Source organism: Kitasatospora sp. NPDC088346 (assembly GCF_044740765.1).
Lineage (GTDB): Bacteria > Actinomycetota > Actinomycetes > Streptomycetales > Streptomycetaceae > Kitasatospora.
Map to the genome: position 1 here is coordinate 1 of NZ_JBIURH010000045.1, position 22,782 is coordinate 22,782.

Consider the following 22,782-nt stretch of genomic DNA (forward strand, 5'->3'; position numbering starts at 1 on the left):
CTCCCCGGCCCATTCCCCCATTGCCACAAGAAGCAGTCTGGCCCCGCCGCTCACGCGGCGGGGCCAGAACCCAAGATCTTCACGAGCCTTCTAGGCCTGGTCGCCGCGGACAACGACGACCGGGCACGGGGCGTGCTGGACGCAGTGCTGGCCCACTGAGCCCAGCAGTGTGCCGGCGAAGCCGCCGAGCCCCCGGTTGCCGACGACCAGGAGCTCGGCACCGCGCGCCCGTTCGAGAAGGATCTCTGCGGCGTGTCCGGACTCGACGATCTCGCGGATCTCGACCGGGTCGTCGTCCGTGGTGACCTCGGCGACGGCCTGCGCCAGAATCCTGCTGGCGACCGCTCCGAGTTCGCGGTCGACCGATGCCGGTGCCCAGCCGTGGACCGTCGGGAAGCGCCAACAGATCACCGCTTCGATCGCGGCGCCGGTCGCGGCGGCCTGTCCGACGGCCCATCGCAGTGCGCGCTTGGACGGGGACGAGCCGTCGACGCCGACGACGATCCGTCGCTCGTGAGGGACTGCGGTGTCCATCTCGTGCCCGTCCTCGGCTCGGGAGCAATGCGGTCGCCCCTGATCCGACCGTGCACTGCCGCGTGCCGCAACCCAAAGGGCCGCCCGGCCCCACCTCGGGGACAGTCCGGCCCTCGCGAGTGTCCCGTATCCGGGCGAGCATGGGAGATGCGCGAGAACCCGCCCGCCGGGAGATGTCCACGGCACGGCCCGAGGTCGGCCGCACCCCTCCCTGTCGTGTCGCCCAGGAGGTTGATCGCCATGGCCGCTCCCGCCCCGCCGCCGGTCCGGGTGGAAGCCCGGCTCGATCAGCCGCTCTCGCGCTGGCTCTGGCTGGTGAAGTGGGTCCTGGTCATCCCGCACTGGATCGTCCTGTGCTTTCTGTGGGTGGCTTTCGTCCTGCTGACCGTGGTCGCGTTCTTCGCGATCCTGTTCACCGGCCGCTACCCGCGCGGCATCTTCGACTTCAACGTGGGCGTGCTGCGCTGGTCCTGGCGGGTGTCGTACTACGCGTACGGAGGTCTGGGCACCGACCGGTACCCGCCGTTCAGCCTCGGTGCGGAGCCCGACTACCCCGCGTGGCTGGACATCGCCTACCCCGGTGAACTCTCGCGGGGACTGGTGCTGGTGAAGTGGTGGCTGCTGGCGCTGCCGCACTACCTCGTGGTCGGGTTCTTCCTGGGCGGCTTCCGTGAGATGTGGGGCGGCGGGCTCATCGGCCTGCTCGCGTTGTACGTGGGAGTGGCGCTCGCTGTCACGGACAAGTACCCGACCGGCATCTTCGACCTGTTGGTCGGCATGAACCGGTGGGTGTTCCGGGTCGCCGCGTACGCGGCCCTGATGACCGACACCTACCCGCCGTTCCGGCTCGACCAGGGCGGCCTCGATCCGGCCGACAGCGTCCTTCCGGGGGAGCAGGCCGAGCGGTGACGCCGACCGGCATCCGCCGTGCGGGGCTCGCCGAGGAGCAGGCGGAACGGCTGCTCGCGCTTCACGGGCCGAACGAGGTCGGCGCACCACCGAGCCCGCCGCTGTGGTCCCGCGTCGCTGCCCAGCTGCGCGATCCGCTGATCCTGGTGCTGCTTGCCGCGGTCGCGCTGACCGTGGCGACCGGCGACCACCCCGATGCGATCGTGATCGGGCTGGTCATCCTGGTGAACACCACCGTGGGGGTCACCCAGGAGATCCGTGCGGCCAACGCGGTGGCCGCGCTGTCCGCGCTCTCCGCTCCCGTGGCGCGGGTGCTGCGCGACGATGAGGAGCGCGAGGTGGCGGCCGCCGCAGTGGTGCCCGGTGACGTCGTGCTGCTCGCCGAGGGGGACATCATCCCCGCCGACGCCGAGCTGGTCGAGGCTTCGGCGCTGTTGGTGGACGAGTCGATGCTGACGGGCGAGTCCGTTCCCGTAGAGAAGGACGTGACGGGTGCCGTCGGCCTCAGCGCCGGTACGACGGTACTGCGCGGTCGGGGGGTCGCCACCGTCACGGCCACCGGCGCGGACAGCGCGCTGGGCCGGATCGCGACCTCGCTCCGTCCACGACCCCAGCCCACGCCGTTGCAGCGCCGACTGGCCGGGCTCGGCCGGGTGCTGGCGATGGTCACGGTCGGCCTGTGCCTGGTGGTGTTCGCGCTGGGGCTGGTGCGCGGCCAAGCGCCCGAGGCGATGGCGGTCACCGCGATCAGCCTCGCCGTGGCAGCCGTCCCCGAGTCGCTGCCCGCCGTGGTGACACTCGCGCTGGCGCTCGGCGCCCGCCGGATGGCCCTGAGGCATGCCGTCGTCCGCAGACTCCCGGCCGTCGAGACGCTCGGCTCGGTCACCGTGCTCGCGACCGACAAGACCGGCACGCTCACCGAGGGCCGCATGGTGGTCGAGCGGCTGTGGGCACCCGGATGGCAGGCGACGATCACCGGCTCGGGCTACCAGCCGGTCGGGGAGATCCAGGTGGAGGGCGCCGAAGCGAAAGCCGCAGCCCGGGCCCTGCTGCGGGTGACCGCGCTGTGCAACGACGCCACGCTGCGGCCGCCCGAGGCGGACGACGGCCAGTGGACCGTCCTCGGTGACCCGACCGAGGCAGCGCTGCTGGTGGCCGCAGCGAAGGCCGGATGCGACATCGACACCTTGGCCGAGGAGTGTCCCCGGGTCGACGAGCTGCCCTTCGACAGCGTTCGCAAGCGCATGGCAACCGTGCACCGCACCCCCTCCGGACAACGGGAGATCTGCCTCAAGGGCGCTCCCGAAGCCGTCCTCGACCCGGCCGTGCTCGACGCCGCCTCTGACGAGCTGGACCAGGCCCGGCAGGCGGCCGCCAGGCTCGCCGCCGAGGGCTACCGGGTGCTGGCTGTCGCGTCGGGGCTTCGGGAGGCCGCCGATGGTCAGGTCGAGTCCAAGCTGCGCCTGCTCGGACTGGCCGCGCTGAGCGACCCACCCAAGCCGGCGGCCGCCGCGACCATCGCGGCCTGCCGCAGGGCCGGCATCACCCCGGTGCTGATCACCGGGGACCACCCCGCCACCGCCCGCGCGATCGCCGACCGGATCGGCCTGCTGGAGGATGGCGAGACGGCGGCCGAGGTGGTCACCGGCCGGGAGCTCGCTGCAGGGGCCGTGCCGGACCTGTCGCGGGTGCGGGTCTTCGCACGCACCGATCCGCAGCAAAAGCTCGACCTCGTCGAGGCCTGGCGCGCGGGCGGCGCGGTCACCGCGATGACCGGCGACGGGGTCAACGACGGCCCGGCGCTGCAGCGGGCGGACATCGGGGTGGCGATGGGCCGGCGCGGTACCGAGGTGGCCAGGCAGGCCGCCGACCTGGTCCTGGCGGATGACGAACTCGCCACCGTGGTGGCGGCGGTGGAGGAGGGCCGCCGGGTCTACGACAACATCCGCCGCTTCCTGGTCTACGCAATGTCCGGTGGCGCGGCGGAGATCCTGGTCATGCTGCTGGGCCCGTTCATGGGCCTCGCGCTGCCGCTGCGCGCGGGCCAGATCCTCTGGATCAACCTCCTCACCCACGGGCTGACCGGCGTAGCGGTCGGTGCCGAGCCTGTCTCCGGCCGCGCGATGCGGCGCCCGCCCCGGCCGCCGAACGAGCATGTGCTGGGGGCCGGCCTGTGGCAGCGCGTTCTGCGCCTGGGCGTCGTGGTCACACTGGTCGCGCTGGGTGCGGGTCTGTGGGCCGAACGGGCCGGACACGCCTGGCAGAGCGTGCTCTTCCTCGCCCTGCTCGCGGCGCAGCTCGGCGTGGTGCTCGGCCTGCGGGAGCGGCTGTTCACCAGGGCGAATCCATTCCTCCCGCTGGCTGTCCTGGCTTCGGCGGGGCTTGGCGTCGCGGCGCTCTATGTGCCGTTCCTCCAGGACGTCTTGGAGACCGAGCCGGTGTCCTGGGCGGACGGCATCGTGGTGACGGCCGCCGCGTCGGTCGCCTTCGCCGCGGCTCGAGTCGCCGGCCGACCGGGCCGGGAGGGCCGGGAGGGCCGGGTCGGCCGCGATGCCGAGAGGCCGCGAGGAGCGCAGTGGCGAGGCCGTTTCCGGCACCACCGATGAAGGGCCGTGCTGGTGATGCAGGGCCGTGACGGGCCGGACAATCCGGTGGTTGCCCTCGGGTGCAGGCCCTGCCCGGAGTCGCCGACTCAGGGCGTCCGGTACCCGTGCTCGGCGGCGACCCGACGGGCGTGGGTGACGATCTCGGTGGCCGTGTGCTCGCTGATGCCGAGCGCGTGGACGAGGCGGTGGGCAGGCCAGCCGTGGCGGGCGAGCAGCACGGCCAGCCGGTGGTGGCCCGGTTCTCCGGTAACGAGGAGCGGCATTGCGGGCGCTGGGGGCCGGGCGGGCGCAGGCAGCACCGGAACGGCAGCCGCACGGCGGCGGACCAGGGCTCGGCGCAGCTCGTCCGCGCCCCAGACCACGAAGGGGAACGGTGCCACGATCGCGAGCTGCGCCGGGGTGAGTGCCGCTGTGCCGAACAGCCGGTGCAGGGCGGGGACATAGACGATCGCGGCGGCGACGGCCAGTGAGAAGGCGATGCCGACGAGCAGCTGCGGGTTGCTGAGGACACCGATCGACCGAAGGGAGGCCCGTTCGGTGCGGGCCGCGAAGGCGGTGCCGATCTGGCAGGTGACGATGCCGAGCCAGGCGACCGTGGTGGCCTGTTGGTACGTCAGGTGCATTGCGGTGCCCGCGCCGGTCGGGTCGCCGGGGCGCCAGCCGCCCGAGGTGAGGGTGAGGAAGTAGCCGCCCATGATCAGGACGGCGGAGATCAGTCCGAGGAACCCCCAGGCGCGGGCGAGCATGCTTCCTTGGATGACCCGCTCGTCGCGAGGGCGGGGCGGACGGTCCATCAGTCCGGGTTCGGCCTTCTCCCGGCCGAGGGCGAGGGCCGGCAGGGTGTCGGTGCCGAGGTCGATGGCGAGGATCTGCATCACCGTCAGCGGCAGGGGAATCGCGCCGCCCGCGAGTGCGAAGACCAGGAACGGGACGACCTCGGGGACCGCGTGGCTGAAGATGTAGACGATGAACTTGCGGATGTTGTCGTAGGTCCGCCGACCCGCCTCCACCGCCGCCACGATGGTGGCGAAGTTGTCGTCGGTCAGCACCATCGTCGCGGCTTCGCGGGCGACGTCGGTGCCGGATCGGCCCATCGCCACTCCGATGTCGGCGCGCCGCAGCGCGGGGGCGTCGTTGACGCCGTCCCCGGTCATTGCAACGGTGTGGCCCTCGGCGCGCAGGGCGTCGGCGATCCGGAGCTTGGCCTCCGGCGAGCTTCGCGCGAAGATCACCTCCTCGCCGAGGCCGAGCAGGGCGTCCAGCGGGTCGTCGTCCATCGCGTCCAGTTCCGTGCCGGTGACGATGCGCATGCCGCGGTGGCCGATGCCGACCTGCGCGGCGACGGCGGCCGCCGTCAGACCGTTGTCGCCGGTGACCACGTGCACGGTGATCCCGGCCCGGTGGGCCTGTTCGATGGCGCGGGAGACCTCCGGCCGGGGCGGGTCGGCCATGGCGACCAGGCCGATCAGGCACAGCCGCTGCTCGGCCTCCTCGCGGTCGGCAGGGGGCTGCTGCCCAGGAGCGAGCGGCCGCCGCGCCACGGCGAGGACCCGCAGCCCGCGCTCGGCCAGTCGGGCGACGGCGTGCGCGACCTCGGTGCGGTCGGCGGGGGTGAGCGCGCGCTCGGTGCCGTGGTCGAGCAGGTCGACGGCGTGGGTGAGGACCTCCTCGGGGGCGCCTTTGCTGTGCAGGACGACGGTGCCGTCACGCTCGTCGGCGGTGGTCATCAGTTTGACGTGCGGGTCGAAGCGGAACAGCGCCCGGCGTCCGCGGTCACGGCGCTCCGGCGGGCAGGGCGTGCCCACCCGGGCGGCCAGCTCCAGCAGGGCGAGTTCGGTCGGGTCGCCGTGGCCGGCCGCCGAGTCGGCGGTGGTGCAGGTGGCGGCCGCATCCGCGAGCAGGAGGAGTCCGGCGGGTACGGGCGAGGTGTCGTTGAGGGCGAGCTCACCGCCGGGCGTCCAGACGGCCGTGACACGCATGCGGTTCTCGGTCAGGGTCCCGGTCTTGTCGGTGCAGATGACCGTGGTCGAGCCCAGCGTCTCCACGGCGGAGAGCCGCTTGACCACGGCACCGCGGCGGGCCAGGTCACGTACCCCGGCGGCGAGGGCGAGGGTGATGGTCGGCAGCAGGCCCTCGGGCACGTTGGCGACCAGCAGACCGATTGCGAAGGACACGGCCGCCGCGAGTGACAGCCCGGCGGCGAGGCCCATCGGCAGGAACGCCAGCCCCACGCCGACGGCGATCACCGCGATCAGCCGGGCGACCCGCTTGACCTGGTGCTCCAGCGGGCTCTCCTCCCGGTGGGTGCGCTGGGTCAGGGCGGCGATGCGTCCCAGCTCGGTGTGCATGCCGGTGGCGATGACCATGGCCAGGGCCTGTCCACCCGTGCACGCGGTGCCCGAGAAGAGCAGGTCACGCGCGCCCAGGACGGGCCCGGTGACATCCGCGAACTCGGCGGAGCGGAACGCCGGGACGGACTCGCCGGTCAGCGCGGACAGGTCGACCTCCACACCGCCCGACATCAGGCGGGCGTCGGCGGAGACCTGGTCGCCCTCCTCGATCACCAGGACGTCCCCGGGGACCAGCGTGGTCGCGGCCACTTGGCGGCGTGCTCCGGCGCGCACCACGGTCGCCTGTTCGGGCAGGAAGTCGGCGAGGGCCTCCACGGCCTGCTCGGCCTGCCGCTCCTGAACGAAGGCGAGCAGCGCATTGAGCAGGATCACCGCAAGGATCGCCACCGCCAGGGCGAGGGCGCCGGTGACGGCCGCCAGCAGCGCGGCGAACGCCAGCAGCAGCGCCAAGGGGTGGGTGAACTGCTGAGCCAGCTCCCGGGGCCAGCGCCGTCCGCCGCGCCGCACGAGGGCGTTGGGTCCGTAGACCGTCAGACGGCGCGCGGCCTCACGCTCCGTGAGGCCCTGCGGGGAGCTCCGCAGATCACGGAAGAGCAGGGCGAGCGGCTCGCGTGGGTCCGTGCTGCCGGTCTCCTCGGCCTCCCGGGCCTGGCCCTGGGTGTTCGAGGGCTCGGTGGGCATGGTCAGGCCGGGAGGTGGGGGACCGTGACGACCGGGCAGTGGGCGCGATGCAGCAGGCCGTGTGGGACGGAGCCGAGCCGCATTCCGGTGAACCCGCCTCGGCCGCGTCGCCCCACCACGACGGCGAGGGCGTGTTTTGACGCCTTGGCCAGCTCCTCGACCGGGTGGCCGCGGATCACCTCGTGGGTGAGCTTCAGGTCGGGAAAGGCCATGGCCCGCCCGGCTGTGGTCTCGGCGAGCAGCCGCCGCAGCGTCTGGACGGCCGCCGTCTCGTCGAAGTGGGCGATCAGCTGGGACTGCCACACCCACACGGCGCGCAGCGCGGCTCCGCGCCGGGCCGCGAGGTCGAAGGCGACATCGACGGCGGCAGCGGACGATTCACTGCCGTCGATCCCGACCACCACGTAGGGCGGGTCCTGGGTGATGTGCTCGGGTTCGCGCACCACGACCACTGGGCAGTGCGCCTGGGCGCTCACCGGGACGGTCACCGAGAAGGCGCTGAACAGCTCCTCGAGCCGGTTCATCCGGCGTGAGCCGAGGACGACGAGCTCGGCATGAGCGGACTCCCGGCAGAGCACCTGCGCCGGGATGCCGTCCGCGACGGCGGTGGCGAGCGCCAGCCCCGGGTGGCGCGTGCGGGCGAGGCCGGTGGCCCGGTCGAGTGCCGCGTCGCCGCGCTCGCGCAGTGCCTTGTGGTAGCGGTCCTCCTCGAAGCCGCGCAGGTCGTGAATGACCGGCGGTACGGCGTGCAGCAGTCGTAGGGGCAGGCCGCGCCGGTCGGCCTCGTCGGCGGCCCAGGCCACGGCCATGGGCTCGGGTTCGAGGGCGTCTACGCCGAACACGATCGGACGGCGTTCGCTGACGGACGTCATGGCTCTCCTCCACCCGTATGCGGGGTCGGCGAGCCGGGGCCGGCCGCCGTGCCCATACCGGCACCGTAAGTCCCGCAGCGATCGGCCGCGAGGGCCGACAGGCCCACGGGGCCACCTGCTTCTCGGCCCGCCCCTGACTCGCGCCGCAGCATGGAGGGGAGCCACACCGGGGCTTACCGACCCAATGGGATCCGTGCCTCGCGGAGAACCAGTAGATCATCGGCACTCCGGAGCGCTTCTACGACAAGGAGAACCCGTACTACCTGCCGGACGACCTGGCCGACAGACCATCGGGCGGCTTCACGGGGTCCGGGCGCAGAACGCCCGTCGGCCGTTCTTCGTCTACTTCGCCACCGGGTGCAGCCACGCCCCGCACCACGTGGCGTCCGAATGGGCGGACAAGAAGGCTTGGCGGTCGGCGCTATCGGCTACTCAGTGACCCAGCGCCACCGAGCGCAGGGCACCCGTAGTGGGAACCGCGCGGGTCCCCGGGAATCTCCGAACCAGCTCACTAGTGTCCTGCACCTGAAATATCAGCTCTAAGTCTGCTTCAGGTTTCAGTGGTCGGCGGGTTGATTTTGGTGAGGTAGTCGGCGAGGGAGTTGAGGATCTCGTCGGCGGTCTTGGTCCAGGTGAAGGGCCTGGGGTTCTCGTTCCATCCGTCGATCCAGGCCCTAATGTCTTGCTCCAGGGCCTTCACGGAGGTGTGCACCCCGCGGCGAATGAGCTTGTCCGTCAGTATGCCGAACCATCGCTCGACCTGGTTCATCCAGGAGGAGCCGGTGGGGGTGAAGTGGACGTGGAAGCGCGGGTGTTTTCCTAGCCACGTCCTGATCTCGGCAGTGTTGTGGGTGGCGTAATTGTCACAGACCAGGTGGACATCGAGGCCGGCGGGCACAGCCTTGTCGATCGTGACCAGGAACTTCTTGAACTCGATGGCCCGGTGGCGGCGGTGCAGTGCCGATATGACAGTGCCGTCGGCGATGTTGAAGGCGGCGAACAGGCTGGTGATGCCATGCCGGTAGTAGTCGTGGGTGCGGCGTTCGGGCATGCCCGGCATCATCGGCAGCACCGACTGGGACCGGTCCAGCGCCTGGATCTGGCTTTTCTCGTCCACGCACAGCACCACCGCTTTCTCGGGTGGGTTGTGGTACAGGCCTACTGGTCCAGGAGGATCGAGGGCGGCCTGCCGGGACGCGGCTCATCACTCAGCCCGTCCAGCCGCAAGCGGATGAACCTCGACCGCCAACGGTTCACCGTTCCGTGCGAGACACCGAGTTCGGCGGCGATCTCCTTGTTCGTCCCGCCTTCCGCGCACCGCAGCACGATCCTCGCCCGCAGCGCCAGGAACTGCGCGGTCTTCGCCCGCCTTGCCCAGCGCGTCAACTCCGCCCGCTCGGCCTCGGACAGCACCAGCTCCGGCTTGCGCCGGCCAGGCCGCGGCTCATCCGCCAGCCCCGCCAGCCGCCGGGCTACGAACCGGGAGCGCCACTTGCGCACCGTCTCCGTACTGACCCCGAAGCCCGCCGACACAGCGGTGTTTGACGCCCCGTCCGCACAGGCCAGGATGATCCGGGCCCCGCTCCGCCACACGGGCCGATAGCGAGCCGGCCGCCCAGCGCGACAACTCCGCACGCTCCGCGGCGGACAGCACGACTTCGACAGCACGAGGACCCCGAGACGACATGAAAACAGCCTACAGACTTAGAGCTGATATTTCAGGTGCAGGACACTAGGACGGCGAAGACATGGAGGCTGGGCCGGCCGCCAGCCGTGGTGGTGCACAGGCATTCGTGCGGCGAGGTGAAGCCGACCTCGCGGCTCCCCGGCTCGGCGGTCTGGGTCCGCTCGGCGGGCTCGTCGACTACACGGCGGATGCCACGATCCGCTGACGGACGTCGTCCATGTCGACGGCACGGACCTGGCGGATCAGGTCCTCCAGCGCGGCCTCCGGCAGCGCACCCGGCTGGGCGTAGAGGACGACGCCGTCGCGCACCGCCATCAGGGTCGGGATCGAGGAGATCTGGAAGGCGGCGGCGAGCTGCTGCTGCGCCTGGGTGTCGACCTTGCCGAACACGATGTCCGGGTGCTTCTGCGAGACACGCTCGAAGACGGGCGCGAACATCCGGCACGGACCGCACCACGCGGCCCAGAAGTCCACCAGCACGATGCCCTCGCCGCCGGCTGTCTCGTCGAAGTTCTTCTCGGTCAGCTCGACCGTGGCCATGGCTAATCTCCTCTCGTAAATACCCCCACGGGTATTCCAACAGTGCAGCGCGGCCGGCTATTCCACCCCGCCGTCCCGGGCAACCTCGATCCGGACGGCGGGGGGCTGATGAAGCGTGTTGTGGACGGTGCAGCGCGAGGCGACGGCGAGCAGCGCGTCGTACCGTGCGGGGTCCAGGCCCTCCGGCGCCTTCACGGTGAGGGTCACCTCGGCGACCCGGGCGGGGCGGTCGGAGGCCATCGTGAAGCCAGCGTCCACCCGCAGCCCTTTCGGATCGACGCCGTGCCGGGTCAGGTAGCAGCCGGCTTAGAACGCCACGCACGAGGCGAGCGACGCGGCGAACAGTTCGGTCGGGGTGGGGCCGGTGTCCTGGCCGCCGGCCTCGACCGGCTGGTCCACCACGAGCCGGTGGCCGCGAGCCGCGATCTCGTAGCGGTCCTGGCTCAGGTGCTCGATCCTGATCCGGCCCGCGGGGAGGGCTGCGGCGGCGTCAACGGGTGGGGTGCCCTGCATCGGCGAGGTCATGGTCTGCTCCTGTCGGACGAGCCTCGAAGCGGCTGGTGACGGTCGTGTCCGGGTCCAGTAGAGATCGGTGCCGAGCCGCGGGCCAGAGCCGACCGGCCCGGCGGGCCGGGGCCCTTCATCCCCAAGGCAACGCCCGATATATACCCCACGGGGTAAACTGGCGGAAGAACGACACTCTGGAGGTACGCACATGCAGGTCGACGACGACGCGGTCGGCGCGGTCCTCAACCGCCTTCGCCGCGCGCAGGGCCAGCTTGCCGGCGTCATTGCGATGATCGAGGCCGGGCGCGAGTGCAAGGACATCGTGACCCAGCTCGCCGCCGTCTCCCGCGCCCTCGACCGGGCCGGGTTCAAGATCGTGGCCAGTGGCATGCGCCAGTGCATGGCCACTGCCGACGGCGACGCGCCGCCGATGAGCGAGGCCGAACTCGAAAAGCTCTTCCTCGCCCTCGCCTGACGTCCCGCCTGCCCATCGGCGGCGCCGCGCGGCGCCGCCCCGTGTGCTGTTGATCTGCCTGCGGTCGGGCCGCCCGCCCGGCGCGTGAGGCATGCGACACGTCCGATGGCCTGGAGTGGAATGCAGCTCTCCTGTGCGGCGTTGGCGTACTCTGTCACATACTCTGGGGGGTATTAGAGAGGTGGATCATGGTTCGGGAAGTCGACATCGAGGTGTTGGGGATGCTCGCGGGAGGGCTCGCCGAACTGCCTCGCGACCGGGCCGTCACGGTGACCTGCGCTTCCGGCAACCGGAGCCGGATCGGAGCCGAACTGCTCGGCCGTGCCGGCTTCGACGCCGCCTCCGTCCAGGGCGGGACCGCAGAGTGGTCGCTCTCCGGCCGCGATCTCGCTGTCTGACCTCTCTGACCTCCCTGACCTCACGCCACGAACGGAGCACGCCATGGACTACGGCATTCCCCTCACCCTCGATCTGCCCTTCGACGAGGCGGTCGAGCGGGTGCGGTCCGCGCTCGCCGAGCAGGGCTTCGGGATTCTCACGGAGATCGACGTCCGGGCCACCCTGCGGGCCAAGCTCGGCGAGGAGATCGAGGAGTACGTCATCCTCGGCGCCTGCAATCCGGCACTGGCCCACCGTGCCCTCGAGGTCGACCGGCGTATCGGGCTGCTGCTGCCGTGCAATGTGGTGGTGCGTGCGGCCGGCGGGCGCACCGTGGTCGAGGTGATGGACCCGCAGCTGATGGTGCGTATCACCGACCAGCCCGCGCTCGAAGCCGTGGCCGACGAGGCGGCCAGCCGACTGCGCGCCGCGCTGGACACCCTCGCCGGCTGACCGCCGCATCCCGGGCCCGCCCCCGCGGGCCCTTTCCCCTGGACTTTCATATACCCCTACCCGTATAGCGAGCCCGGACCGGGCCGCCCTCGGAACGGAGCACCCCGTGCATCACCCGGACACGTCCCTCGCCCAGCCCTCCACCGAAGGGCCGCCCGGTCCGCCGGGCCGTGCCGGCCTCCTGGGCCGCCTCGGCGCCTGGTCAGCCGGGCACTTCAAGGCCGTACTCGTGGGATGGCTGCTCGTCGTGGTCGCGCTCGGCGCGTTCGCCCCGCAGGTCACCACCGCGCTGTCCGGCGCCGGATGGCAGGCCAACGGCTCCGAGTCGGTCAAGGTCCGGCAGGTCGCCGAGCAGCACTTCGCGGGCAACGCCTCCACCGCCCTGCTGATCGTCGTCGCCGCCGACCGGCCGGTCAGCGAACCCGCCGTCCAGCAGGTCATCGGCAAGGCCGAGGCCGTCGCCGCCGCCGACCCCCGGATCTCCACCGTCGTCCCGCCCCAGCCCGGCGCCACCATCAGCCAGGACGGCCGCACCGCGATCCTCCTGGCGGGCGCCAAAGCCAACCCCGACGACATGGTCCGCGCCGCCGACGACCTCAAGGGTCCGCTGAACGAGCTGTCCACCGAGGGTGTCAGCGTGCACGCCACCGGCGCGTCCGTGCTGTGGAGCGACTTCAACAAGGCCAACCACGACGCCATGATGAAGTCCGAGATCATGTCGTGGCCGGTCACCCTGGCCATCCTGGTGCTCGCCTTCGGCTCGCTGGTCGCGGCCGGACTGCCGCTGCTGCTGACCATGGCCGGGCTCGCCGCCTCCGCCGGGTCGCTGGTGCTGATCAGCCATCTGTTCCCGGTCTCGATCTGGGCGATGAACTTCGCCATGATGTTCGCCCTCGCGCTCGGCATCGACTACGCGCTCTTCCTGGTGGTCCGCTTCCGCAGCGCCCGGATGGGCCGCTCGCTGAGCAGCGCCGAGGCGGTCGCCGAGACCATGGACACTGCCGGCAAGGCCGTCCTGCTGTCCGGCGCGACCGTGCTGGTCAGCCTGTCCGCCGTGATGCTGGTGCCATCCCCGGCGTTCCGCTCGATGGCCGGCGGCATCATGCTCGCCGTCCTGTTCGTCCTCGCCGCCACCCTCACCCTGCTGCCCGCCGTCCTCGGCAAGCTCGGGCACCGCGTCGACGCCCTCGCCCTGCCCTGGGTGAAGAGCGGCGAACACCGCTCCGCGCGCTTCGCCGCCTGGGGCGAGCGCCTGTGGAAGCACCCCGTCCGCTACGGCGCCCTCGCCCTGGCCGCGCTGATCGCCCTGGCCGCGCCGGTCATCGGCCTGCGCACCGCGATGCCGTCGATCACCGTCATCCCCGCCCACGACAGCGCCCGGGCCGGCTACACCGCCGTCCAGCAGGCGTTCGGTCCCGGCGCGCCCGGTACGCTGCAGATCCTCACGCCCACCGGGCAGGCCGCCGACGTCGGCGCGCAGATCGCGGCGACCCCCGGGATCGCCGGAGTGATGCCGGCGCAGCTGGCCGCCGACGGCTCGGGCTGGTCGATGATCCAGGCCGTGCCCACCGTCGACCCGTCCAGCCCGCAGCTCGGCTCCACCGTCGACACGCTGCGCGCTGAACTCCCGCACGACACCCTGGTGGGCGGCGCGGCGGTCGAGAATCTCGACCTGCAGCACCTGCTCACCCAGAAGACCCCGCTGGTCATCGGCGTGGTGATGGGCCTGGGCTTCCTGCTGTTGCTGGTCGCCCTGCGCGCTCCGCTGATCTCCGCGCTCGGCACCGCCGCGAGCCTGCTGTCCACGGGTGCCGCGTTCGGCGTCGCCCGGCTGGTCTTCCAGGACGGTCACGGCGCCGGGCTGCTGGGCTTCAAGCCGCAGGGCTTCCTGGACGACTGGGCGCCGGTGTTCTTCTTCGCGATCATCTTCGCGATCGCGATGGACTACACCGTCTTTCTGCTGGCCTCAGCCAAGGAGCACTACGAGCGCAGCGGTGACCCCAAGGAGGCGATGGTCGGCGCACTCGCGCACTCCGGCCGGGTGATCTTCGCGGCGGCCGGCGTCATGGTCGCGGTGTTCTTCACCTTCGCGATCTCCGGGCCGCTGCCGCCCAAGGAGATGGGCATCGTGCTCGGCGTCGCGGTGCTGCTCGACGCCGCGCTGGTCCGGCTGGTCCTGCTCCCGGCCATCCTCCGGCTGACCGGCTGGGCCGCCTGGCACACCCCGGCCTGGCTCGACCGGGTGCTGCCGAAGATCTCCTTCTCCCACGGCTGAGCTGTCCGAACCGCCGGTGGCGGGACCGCTGGAGTGCGGTCCCGCCACCGGCGGTTCTCCCATGTCCCCGAGCGGGGCCGTTCGGCCCGCAGTGCAGACAGGTAGTGGAGAGCAGTAGGGGCCTGGGCCTCCCGTTCAAGCGCGGTCGTCAGCGGCCCGGCGCAGCGCTCTCCGGGCGGGGCCGCCGGGTCGAACCGTGTGTCCGTGTACGGAGTCGGCGCCCCCGAAGGCGGCGGAACAACGGTGGGCGGACGTGCCGCGGGCCGTGCCGGGGATCCCCGGCACGGCCCGACGGATCGGCCCTTGCTTGCTCAGTGGCGGCCCAGAATCCTTGCCAAGAGGCCGCCGCCCTTGTTCGCGTTCCGGTCGCAGGTGCAGCGGTCGGCCTTGGGGACTCCGGCAAGCACCTGGTCGACGTGCATGCCGCACCCCGCGTAGGTGGCCTTGCCGCAGGTGCGGCACTTGGTACGTCGACACATCGCGGAACTCCTCGCGTCCATTCAATGGAAGGGCACTCCTTCCTCCCAATAATACCCACTGGGGTATTTTACGGCTGCGATGCCCGCTTCGTATCTCTTGGCGGGCCATTGCCATCTGCTCGGAACGGCCCGCCCCACCGGACACATGAGCACTGGGTCGGAGGAACGAGGTGTCCCCCTGGCAAGGATTTCCCTTCCGGTGCAGTAGCGGCGCGTTCGGCAGGTGGGGACCGGTACGGTGGCGCGTTCCATTCGGCCCTGCCTCGGTGCTCTCGCCTCGGACGGTGGACCTCCCAGCGCGTCGGAACGTCAAGTCGTGCGTAGGGGTGCGCGTATCGGGGTTCTCGCCCGCTGGTGCCGGGGCGCCGAGGATGGCGGTCCGGTTTACGAGGAGGCCGGGTTGCCGCACGCGTCGCCCCGAGCCTCGTCCGGCCGCCGCGGCTACCCGCCGCAGCCGGCCAGCTGATCTTCCACCGAGAGGTGCAGGCGGCCGGGCTCACGCTCGGCGAGGTCCGTGTGGTGCCGGGGATCCGGGACTCGGGCGAGCACGCGGCCGCGCCCCTGGGCGGAGCATCCGCGGACGGTGGAGGAGAACCTCGCGGAACCGATACCAGACGGCGCGCCGTCCGCGCCTGCCCCCGACCTGCTCTCCACGCCGACCCGGCCCCACGCTGAGTAGCTGGCGCCACCGCCCAACCGGCCCTGTCGAGTGCGCAGGCCTGTCAGCAAACCGACAATGAACTCGACGACCGACAGGAGCGGCTGACCGATGACCTTCTTCGACCGGCTCAACCCGCACCAGGAGAGCCACAGCGCGGGCCGGGCCGGCTGGTTGCGCGCCGCCGTGCTCGGCGCCAACGACGGGCTGGTGTCCGTCGCGAGCCTGATGGTGGGCATCGCGGCCAGCGGTGCGAGCACCTCGACGGTGGTCACCGGCGGCCTCGCGGGGTTGTCGGCGGGTGCGATGTCGATGGCCGCCGGCGAGTATGTGTCGGTCAGTTCCCAGGTCGACGTCGAGACCGCCGACCGTGCGAAGGAGCAACGCGAACTCGCCGAGAACCCGGCGGCCGAGCTCGCCGAACTCACCGCCATCTACCGGGCGTCCCGCCGGATCTCGCGCGGCAGGTCGCGGTCGCCCTCCACGAGGCCGATCCGCTTCAGGCCCACTTGCGTGACGAACTCGGCCAGAGCGAGCACACCGCCGCGAAGCCGCTGCAGGCCGCCCTGGCCTCAGCCACGAGCTTCCTGGTCGGCGGACTCGTCCCCTTCCTCGGCCTCCTCGCCGGCACCACCAGCGCCCGGCTGTGGCTGATCGTCGCCGTCACCCTCCTCGGCCTCGCCACGGCCGGCGTGCTGGCCGCCCGCGCCGCCGGCACCGGTGTCCTGCGCCCGACCCTGCGCGTCGTCCTCAGCGGCGGGCTGGCCATGGCCATCACCGCTGCGGTCGGGCAACTTGCCGATGTCTCCGGCATCTGACCGCAGCGGCGTGCGAGACCCGCGAGCCGGCACCGGTGACCGTGATCGGCCTGCCCCGGGCCGCCGGGGTGGGCATGATCGGCACACTGCCGGTGATCTGCGGCCCACCGACGGTCGGCGCCCGGCACGTCACGCGATCGCCCGCGCGCCTTCGCACGGCGTAACTGGGTAGTGCGGGTACAGGCTGGACGCTTGGAGTCACGCGGCAACAGCCCGGTGACGTGGGCTGGCTTGGGGCCGGCCGGCCCGGCATCGGGACCGTCGGACCCAGGGCACCGCATGGGGACGGTATGGACACTGGTCATGACCCGCAGCAGGGGCGCTCTGAGGAGGCACGATGACGGTTCTGGTCGGCTATGCGAGCACGCACGGTTCCACCCGGGAGATCGCCGAGCGCATCGGCGCCCGCCTGGCCGAGTCCGGCTGCCCTGCCGATGTCCGGCCGCTCGACGACGGGACGACCGTGGACGGCTACACCGCCTTCGTCCTGGGCAGCGCGGTCCACAACCGACGGTGGCTGCCGGAAGCGGCCGCCTTTTTGCGACGCCACCGTGACACGCTCGTGCACGATCGGGTCTGGGCCTTCAGCGTCGGTATGCCCGCCGCGCTGCGGGGGCCATGGCGCAGGTTCGCCTGGCGCGAGGAGGCGATCATCCTCGACGCGCTCGCGCCGCTGCCCGGCCTGTGCGGACACCGCCTCTTCTCCGGTGTCGTCACCCGCGAACAACTCGGCCGGGTGGGCACACTCACCCTCCGCCTCCTGGGCGGCCACACCGGGGACTACCGTGACTGGGACGCCATCGACGCCTGGGCCGCCGAGATCGCCGAGACGCTCGCCGCCGCCGGAAAGGCCCAGGGGCGCTGACCTCGGGCCCTGGGGATCACTGCGACACCACCGCACCAATCCCCGGTTGCTGACCGCTCATGGACCTCCCGGCTGTGCGGTCCTGGCACGGGCAGGCGGTTCTGAAGCCGGGCCAGCGCCGAAAGTGCGTGGACATGGCTCAGCCCTCGCACCTCGCAGGGCCAGTCGCAGCCCTTCCGGCGGCCCTGTCCGGCTCGCCGGGACGCCGGGACGTGACAGCACCGGTTTGTGCGCCGGGCCTCGCCAGCTCCTGCCGCCCCCGTACGATGGCGGAAACCACCGCCTCTTCCACTGTGCGAGTGTCGACTCTCATCAACGCTCGTTCCTATGGCGGGCCAGATTTTCGGAGAAGGAGTGTGGGGTGCGTGGCTGCGACAGCTGACCACCTCAAGGCGCTCCTCACCGCGCATGCCGAAGGCGACGAGGACCTCTTCTACAGCGTCGCTCTCCAGGTTGCCGCGAAGTCCGCCCGCCAGGGGCACGGAAAGCTCGCCGTCGAGATCCGCGAACTCATCGACGCCGCCCGCGCCCAGAAGATCCCCCGCACCGGCCCCACCCCTGTGGTGCAGCCCAGGGGTGAGCTGGCCAGCCTGCTCACCGCCGGCTACTCCGATGTCCGCCTGGACGACATGACTCTCGCCGAGGATCTTCGCGCCTCCCTCGACAAGGTCCTCCACGAGCAGCGCCAGCGCGCCCGCTTGGAACGGTTCGGCTTCACACCTGTCCACCGGATCCTGCTGTCCGGGCCGCCGGGCACCGGCAAGAGCATGACCGCCGCCGCCCTGGCCAAGGAACTCTCCCTGCCGCTGTTCACCATCCGCCTCGACGGGCTGATCAGCCGCTTCATGGGCGAGACCGCCTCCAAGCTCCGCCTGCTCTTCGAAGCAGCAGCCGAGACGCGGGCGGTGTATCTCTTCGACGAGTTCGACGCGCTCGGCGCCGAGCGCACCGCCGGCAACGACGTCGGCGAAGCCCGCCGCATCCTCAACTCCTTCCTCCTCTTCCTCGACGAAGCCCCCTCCGAAAGCCTCGTCGTCGTCGCCGCCACCAACCACCGCCAGCTCCTCGACCGAGCCCTGTTCCGCCGCTTCGACCTCGTCGTCCGCTACGCATCCCCCTCCGCGGAGCAGGCGATCGAGGTTTTGCGGCGAAGGCTCACCGGTATGAACACCGCAGCAGTACGGTGGGCCGACCTGACCGGCAAGGTCGATCAGCTCAGCCACGCAGAGCTGGTCAAGGCAGCGGAGTCGGCGGCCAAGCGCGCCATCCTCGGAGGGGACGACATGATCGACGAACGCCTACTCATCGACGCCCTGGACGAGCGGCACGCGCTGCGCCATGCCTGACCCGGCCCAGCCGAGGTTCACCCCGCACCTGCTCGTCCCGTGGAGCGCCGCAACCTGGTGCCGAAGAAGCAGACCGCGCGTGGCGGCGGGGACGACCTGGTCGACAGGTCCGCCGACCGGCACGGCCACGTCACGCGTCTGCTCGAAGGACTGCGTCAGGCCCAGCAGGAAGCCGTCGAGGACCGGCGGGACATCCCTGCGGAGAACCGGCCCGATGGGTTCGCCATCCGCGTCGAAGCTGCGGAAGGCCATGGCCTGAACCTGGGTGCCCTGGACAGCTCCGGCCTGACCCTGCTGAGCGCCCACCCGGCGACTCCTGGCCACCCGCAGGACGCGGTGGTCTGGATTCCGGACGGACTCGTGCCGTCCTTCGCCGACAAGATCAGCCAGTTCACCCAGGACACCCGGGACCACAACCCGAAGCAGGCCGCGACCGTCGCCAACATGGAGCGGATCCAGCGCGCCCTGCTCGAACACTTCTGGCAGGAGGAGGCACCGCTCCCGGAGCTGCAAGCGCCCAGATGGTGGGAACTGTGGTTCGACCCCTCCATCACCGAAGAGGACCAGATCCAGGGTCTGCGCCGCACCGCCGCCGAGCACGGCTGGCGGCTCCCACCCCGGTCGATCACCCTCGGGGACTACCACGTCGCCCAAGTTGAGGCCCCGGGCGACCAGTTGAGGCTCCTGCTGACCACCAACTGCCCCGCCGAGATCAGACGGCCCAACTTCACCGAAGAGATCCACACGACCCAGCGCGCCCTGCAGATGCCGCTCGTGGCCGACCTCGCCACCCGTCTCGAGCAGGCACCGCCCGGATCACCCACGGTGTGCATCCTGGACACCGGAATCCGCCAGGAACACGTTCTGCTGAAGGATGCGCTCGCAGGCCGCGCGCAGAGCGCCTTCCCCACGGAAGGCCCGGACGACCGCAACGGGCACGGCACCTGGATGGCCGGCCTGGTGCTCTACGGTGACCTCGACACCGCACTGGCGACCAACGATCCCGTGCGCCTCACCCACGGCATCGAAGCGGTCAAGCTCCTGCCGGCGAATACCCCGGACACCCCCCGCACCTTCGGCGAGGTCACGGCCGACGCCGTAGCCGTCGCCGAGACCGGATCCGTCGAGCAGCCCCGCGCCCGGGTGTTCTCGATGGCCGTCACCACGCACTCCGTCCGCCCGGAGAACGGCACCGACGGAACGGCGACCCTCTGGTCCGCCACCGTCGACGCCCTCGCGGCCGGCACGTCCGTCACCGTCCGCGACGACCGCATCGAACTGCACGGCGCCCCCGACCCGGCCGCCTCCCGGCTGATCGTCGTCTTGGTCGGCAACATCCGCGACCGCCTGCCCCACGAGATGCGAACCGCCGACGGCAGCCCAACCCACCTCGACCTGTGCGACACCTCCCGCATCGAAGACCCCGCACAGGCCTGGAACATCCTCGCCGTCGGTGCCCACACCAACCTCACCGACATTCCCGACCACCCTGACTACAAGGGCTACCGCGCCCTCGCGTCGGCCGGTGAACTCTCGCCCTTCAGCCGCACCTCCGTAGTGATGAGCGAGTCCACCCCCATCAAGCCCGACATCGTCCTCGAAGGCGGCAACCTCCTCGTCGACGACGCCAACACCCAGTGGCACGAGCACGACATCGTCGGCCTCACCACCACCGGCATCCACATCGACCGGCCCCTCACCACCGCCAACGCCACCAGCGCGGCCACCGCCCAGGCCGCCCGCCTGGCAGCGATGGCCCACGCCGCCTACCCCGCCCTCGGTCCCGAAGCGATCCGCGGCCTGCTGGTCCACGAGGCCCGGTGGACCACGCCCATGCTCCAGGGCGTCTACACCAGGACCGGCAGGCCCAAGATGGGGCCGGGTGACTTCGCCAGAAAGGTACTGCGCCGCTACGGCTGGGGCGTACCGACCGAGGAGAGGGTCCTGTCGAGCGCCGCGAACGCCGTCACCCTCATGATCCAGGGCTCGCTCATCCCCTACCACCGCTACCCGGGCGGCGTCCGCCTCGGCGAGCTCAAGCTCCACGAGCTCCCCTGGCCACGCGAGCAACTGGACGACCTCGGCGGCACGGACGTCGAACTACGGGTCACCCTGTCCTACTTCGTCGAACCCAACCCCGGCCGGCGCGGTGTCAGAGGCCAGCGCACCTACCCCTCCCACCGGCTCAGGTTCGCCATGAAGGGCTCCCTCGAGTCCCAGGCCGCCTTCGAGCGCCGCATCGCGGAGACAGCGGAGGCAGAGGACGACGGAATCACCAAGGTCAAGAAGTTCGACAGCGACGACGCCTGGGTCGTCGGCCCGACCAACCGCAAACGCGGCTCACTCCACTCCGACGTCTGGAGGGGCGACGCGACAGCACTGGCCGGCAGCGGCATGCTCGCCGTCTACCCCGCCGGCGGCTGGTGGAAGGACCACGACCGCTCCGACCGGGTCGGCCTCCCCGTCTCCTACGCCCTGCTGGTGTCCCTCGCGACACCAGAAGTCGAGACCGACCTCTACACGCCCACGGCCGTAAAGCTCGACGTGCCGATCCCGGCCGACCTCGCCGCCCGAGTCGAGACGTCCTCGGGAGTGCCGGTCCAACTGCCAATCAGCTGGTAGGTGACATCGGGCAGGCAGCGCTCACGTCGATTACGACGACAGCGGAGGCAGCAGTAGGTATGGAGGGGCAGGAGAGGGAGTTGGCGTACCACGGCGATCCTCCGCGGCTGGGGGTCAAGGGGTCGCAGGTTCAAATCCTGTCGTCCCGACTGTGAAGTCGGTTGTGAGAGCCGGTACTTGGGAAACCGAGTGCCGGCTCTTTCTGTTGTGGCGTCAGTTGGTGGTCGCATGGTGGTCGCGCCGTTCACAGTGGGATGGGGGCGCGACCTGCACGTATGCGGCGGGCCCGGCGTTGGCGGTCGGCGAGGTGGTCGCGGAACTGCTCGATCAGATTCCGTGGGCGGTCGGTGCATTGGGCTGCGTGGAGGGCGAGTTCGGCGCTGTCGAGGAGGCGGGCGATGGCGTCGACGGCTTCGCGGGCAGCCTGGCGGGTGAGATGGCTGTAGATGTTCGCGGTGGTCGACAGCGTGCGATGGCGCAGGGTCTTGGAGACGATCACGAACGGGACGCCGCCGTTGAGGGCGAGTGTGGTGGCGAGGTGGCGCAGGTCGTGGACGGCGATCCGCGGGACGCCGGCCTTGTCGCACAGCTTCTGGAAGCGCTTGAGGACCCGGTGCGGGTCGAGTGGCCGGCCGTTGTGTTGGAAGACGTAGCCATGGGCGGGGATGGCGAGGCCGAGGAAGTGGTGGTCGGCCAGGTCTTCGAAGACGCGGCGGGCGCGGTCGTTGATGGCGATCCAGCTGAGGCTGCTGGATGTCTTGGGCGGGGTGAGGACGGTATAGGAGTTGTCGACGGCGGAGAGGGTGTAGCGCACGAACAGGACGCCCTCGTCGAGGTGGACGTCGTCCCAGTGGAGTCCGAGGGCTTCGCCTTTGCGCATGCCGGTGTTGATGATGAGCTCGACGAGGTGGGCGAACAGCGGGTCGTGCTCCCTTGCGTAGTCGAGGAAGCGGACGGCCTCGTCGGGGGTCCAGATTCGGCGTTCGGGCGTGGGCGGTCGGGGGATGACGGCGGGCTTGGCGGGGTTGTGGCCGAGGCGGTGGCGGACGACGGCCGCGCCGAGTGCGCTGGAGAGGGTGGCGAGGATCCGGTGGACGGTGACGCGACCGCGGCCGGCCTTGAGCTGGGTGCGCGCGTAGTGGTCGATGTGCTCGTAGGCGAGGTCGTCGAGGGGGATGCGGCCGAGCGCGGGCACGAGGTCCTGGAGGACATAGGCGCGGTAGCGGGCCAGTGTCGTGGGCTTGAGCCACTGCTCCTGGATGGCGAGCCAGGCGAGCAGGTAGTCGCCGGTGCTCTGCCGCGGGTCCGGGTTGCAGCCGAAGGCCTTGCCGTCGAGGAAGCGGCGCAGGTCGGCGCGGGCGGCGTGCTCGTTGTCGTAGCCGCCGCGGCGTACGGTGTGGCGCCGGTTGTCGGGCCAGGGAACGTCGACGGCGTAGGTCCAGGTCCCATGGTCGGGGTCGGCGGCCAGGCGCGGGCAGCGGGCGCCGAGCTGTCGGCGGCTGTGGTCACGGCAGCCGCAGTGCCGGTATACCCGGCCGCGATCGTCGGAGCGTCGCATGACGATCACCTCGAAGGCTCGGGTGGAGAGCTGCTCCCAGTCTCGTTCGGCTCGTCGGGGGGCGCCCCTTGTCGCCGAACCAGGGGATCGCCGCAGGTCAGGGGCATGATTTGCCGGTGGTGATCGTACGGTGGTCGCAGCCGGGCCGGCCGGCGGTGCCCGTGCGGG

The 22,782-nt window shown here is 71.3% G+C and carries 17 protein-coding genes and 2 pseudogenes; 10 read left to right on the plus strand and 9 right to left on the minus strand.

The genetic code is table 11. The features are described 5' to 3' along the window. Window positions 1-90 precede the first annotated feature (90 nt). Window positions 91-534, minus strand: a complete 444-nt coding sequence (locus tag ACIOFR_RS34015; protein ID WP_401003318.1) for a universal stress protein — start codon at window positions 532-534, stop codon at window positions 91-93. A gap of 240 nt (window positions 535-774) precedes the next feature. On the opposite strand from ACIOFR_RS34015, the gene ACIOFR_RS34020 reads away from it, so the two are divergent. After that, on the plus strand, window positions 775-1,443 hold the full coding sequence (locus tag ACIOFR_RS34020) for a DUF4389 domain-containing protein (protein ID WP_401003320.1): 669 nt from the start codon (window positions 775-777) through the stop codon (window positions 1,441-1,443). Beyond that, on the plus strand, window positions 1,440-4,049 hold the full coding sequence (locus ACIOFR_RS34025) for a cation-translocating P-type ATPase (protein WP_401003322.1): 2,610 nt from the start codon (window positions 1,440-1,442) through the stop codon (window positions 4,047-4,049). The genes ACIOFR_RS34020 and ACIOFR_RS34025 overlap by 4 nt, the downstream gene beginning before the upstream one ends. 86 nt (window positions 4,050-4,135) lie before the next feature. Here ACIOFR_RS34025 and ACIOFR_RS34030 read toward each other — a convergent pair whose 3' ends face one another. From ACIOFR_RS34030 to ACIOFR_RS34055, 6 genes and pseudogenes are all read right to left on the minus strand, one after another. After that, complete coding sequence (locus ACIOFR_RS34030) at window positions 4,136-7,081, minus strand: cation-translocating P-type ATPase (RefSeq protein WP_401003324.1); 2,946 nt, start codon at window positions 7,079-7,081, stop codon at window positions 4,136-4,138. A 2-nt stretch (window positions 7,082-7,083) separates the two neighbouring features. Beyond that, window positions 7,084-7,953, minus strand: coding sequence for a universal stress protein (locus ACIOFR_RS34035; RefSeq protein WP_401003326.1), 870 nt, complete (start codon window positions 7,951-7,953; stop codon window positions 7,084-7,086). Window positions 7,954-8,503: 550 nt separating this feature from the next. Further along, window positions 8,504-9,621 (minus strand): annotated as a pseudogene (locus ACIOFR_RS34040) (IS630 family transposase). Between the two features lie 196 nt (window positions 9,622-9,817). Beyond that, window positions 9,818-10,180 (minus strand): thioredoxin, encoded by a 363-nt coding sequence (gene trxA, locus ACIOFR_RS34045; RefSeq protein WP_401003328.1) that lies wholly within the window; start codon window positions 10,178-10,180, stop codon window positions 9,818-9,820. A 57-nt stretch (window positions 10,181-10,237) separates the two neighbouring features. Next, the gene (locus ACIOFR_RS34050; RefSeq protein ID WP_401003407.1) at window positions 10,238-10,474 is read right to left on the minus strand and encodes an OsmC family protein; all 237 of its coding nucleotides are present in this window, start codon (window positions 10,472-10,474) and stop codon (window positions 10,238-10,240) included. A gap of 12 nt (window positions 10,475-10,486) precedes the next feature. Next, a complete protein-coding gene (locus ACIOFR_RS34055; protein ID WP_401003330.1) occupies window positions 10,487-10,705 on the minus strand; it encodes an OsmC family protein in 219 nt (72 codons plus the stop codon). A 190-nt stretch (window positions 10,706-10,895) separates the two neighbouring features. Here ACIOFR_RS34055 and ACIOFR_RS34060 point away from each other — a divergent pair, with 190 nt between their 5' ends. The 4 genes from ACIOFR_RS34060 (at window position 10,896) to ACIOFR_RS34075 (ending at window position 14,268) form a co-directional block, all read left to right on the plus strand. After that, window positions 10,896-11,162: a metal-sensitive transcriptional regulator gene (locus tag ACIOFR_RS34060; RefSeq protein WP_360508690.1), complete on the plus strand. Its 267-nt coding sequence runs from the start codon at window positions 10,896-10,898 to the stop codon at window positions 11,160-11,162. Window positions 11,163-11,350: 188 nt separating this feature from the next. Next, a complete protein-coding gene (locus tag ACIOFR_RS34065) occupies window positions 11,351-11,560 on the plus strand; it encodes a rhodanese-like domain-containing protein (RefSeq protein ID WP_401003333.1) in 210 nt (69 codons plus the stop codon). 43 nt (window positions 11,561-11,603) lie between these two features. Then, a complete protein-coding gene (locus ACIOFR_RS34070; protein ID WP_401003335.1) occupies window positions 11,604-11,993 on the plus strand; it encodes a DUF302 domain-containing protein in 390 nt (129 codons plus the stop codon). A 106-nt stretch (window positions 11,994-12,099) separates the two neighbouring features. Further along, complete coding sequence (locus ACIOFR_RS34075; RefSeq protein ID WP_401003337.1) at window positions 12,100-14,268, plus strand: MMPL family transporter; 2,169 nt, start codon at window positions 12,100-12,102, stop codon at window positions 14,266-14,268. A 311-nt stretch (window positions 14,269-14,579) separates the two neighbouring features. Here ACIOFR_RS34075 and ACIOFR_RS34080 read toward each other — a convergent pair whose 3' ends face one another. Next, window positions 14,580-14,747, minus strand: a complete 168-nt coding sequence (locus tag ACIOFR_RS34080; protein WP_401003339.1) for a hypothetical protein — start codon at window positions 14,745-14,747, stop codon at window positions 14,580-14,582. Between the two features lie 886 nt (window positions 14,748-15,633). Here ACIOFR_RS34080 and ACIOFR_RS34085 point away from each other — a divergent pair. The 4 genes and pseudogenes from ACIOFR_RS34085 (at window position 15,634) to ACIOFR_RS34100 (ending at window position 21,056) form a co-directional block, all read left to right on the plus strand. Further along, window positions 15,634-16,223: pseudogene (locus tag ACIOFR_RS34085) on the plus strand (VIT1/CCC1 transporter family protein). Window positions 16,224-16,560: 337 nt separating this feature from the next. Then, entirely contained in the window at window positions 16,561-17,088 is a 528-nt protein-coding gene (locus ACIOFR_RS34090) for a flavodoxin domain-containing protein (RefSeq protein WP_401003341.1), read from the plus strand. A 365-nt stretch (window positions 17,089-17,453) separates the two neighbouring features. Beyond that, complete coding sequence (locus tag ACIOFR_RS34095; RefSeq protein WP_401003343.1) at window positions 17,454-18,434, plus strand: AAA family ATPase; 981 nt, start codon at window positions 17,454-17,456, stop codon at window positions 18,432-18,434. A gap of 39 nt (window positions 18,435-18,473) precedes the next feature. Further along, the gene (locus ACIOFR_RS34100) at window positions 18,474-21,056 is read left to right on the plus strand and encodes a S8 family peptidase (RefSeq protein WP_401003345.1); all 2,583 of its coding nucleotides are present in this window, start codon (window positions 18,474-18,476) and stop codon (window positions 21,054-21,056) included. Between the two features lie 244 nt (window positions 21,057-21,300). Here ACIOFR_RS34100 and ACIOFR_RS34105 read toward each other — a convergent pair whose 3' ends face one another. Beyond that, window positions 21,301-22,614 carry a tyrosine-type recombinase/integrase gene (locus tag ACIOFR_RS34105; protein ID WP_401003347.1) on the minus strand — a complete coding sequence of 438 codons (1,314 nt, stop codon included), beginning with the start codon at window positions 22,612-22,614 and terminating at the stop codon, window positions 21,301-21,303. Window positions 22,615-22,782: the final 168 nt, after the last annotated feature.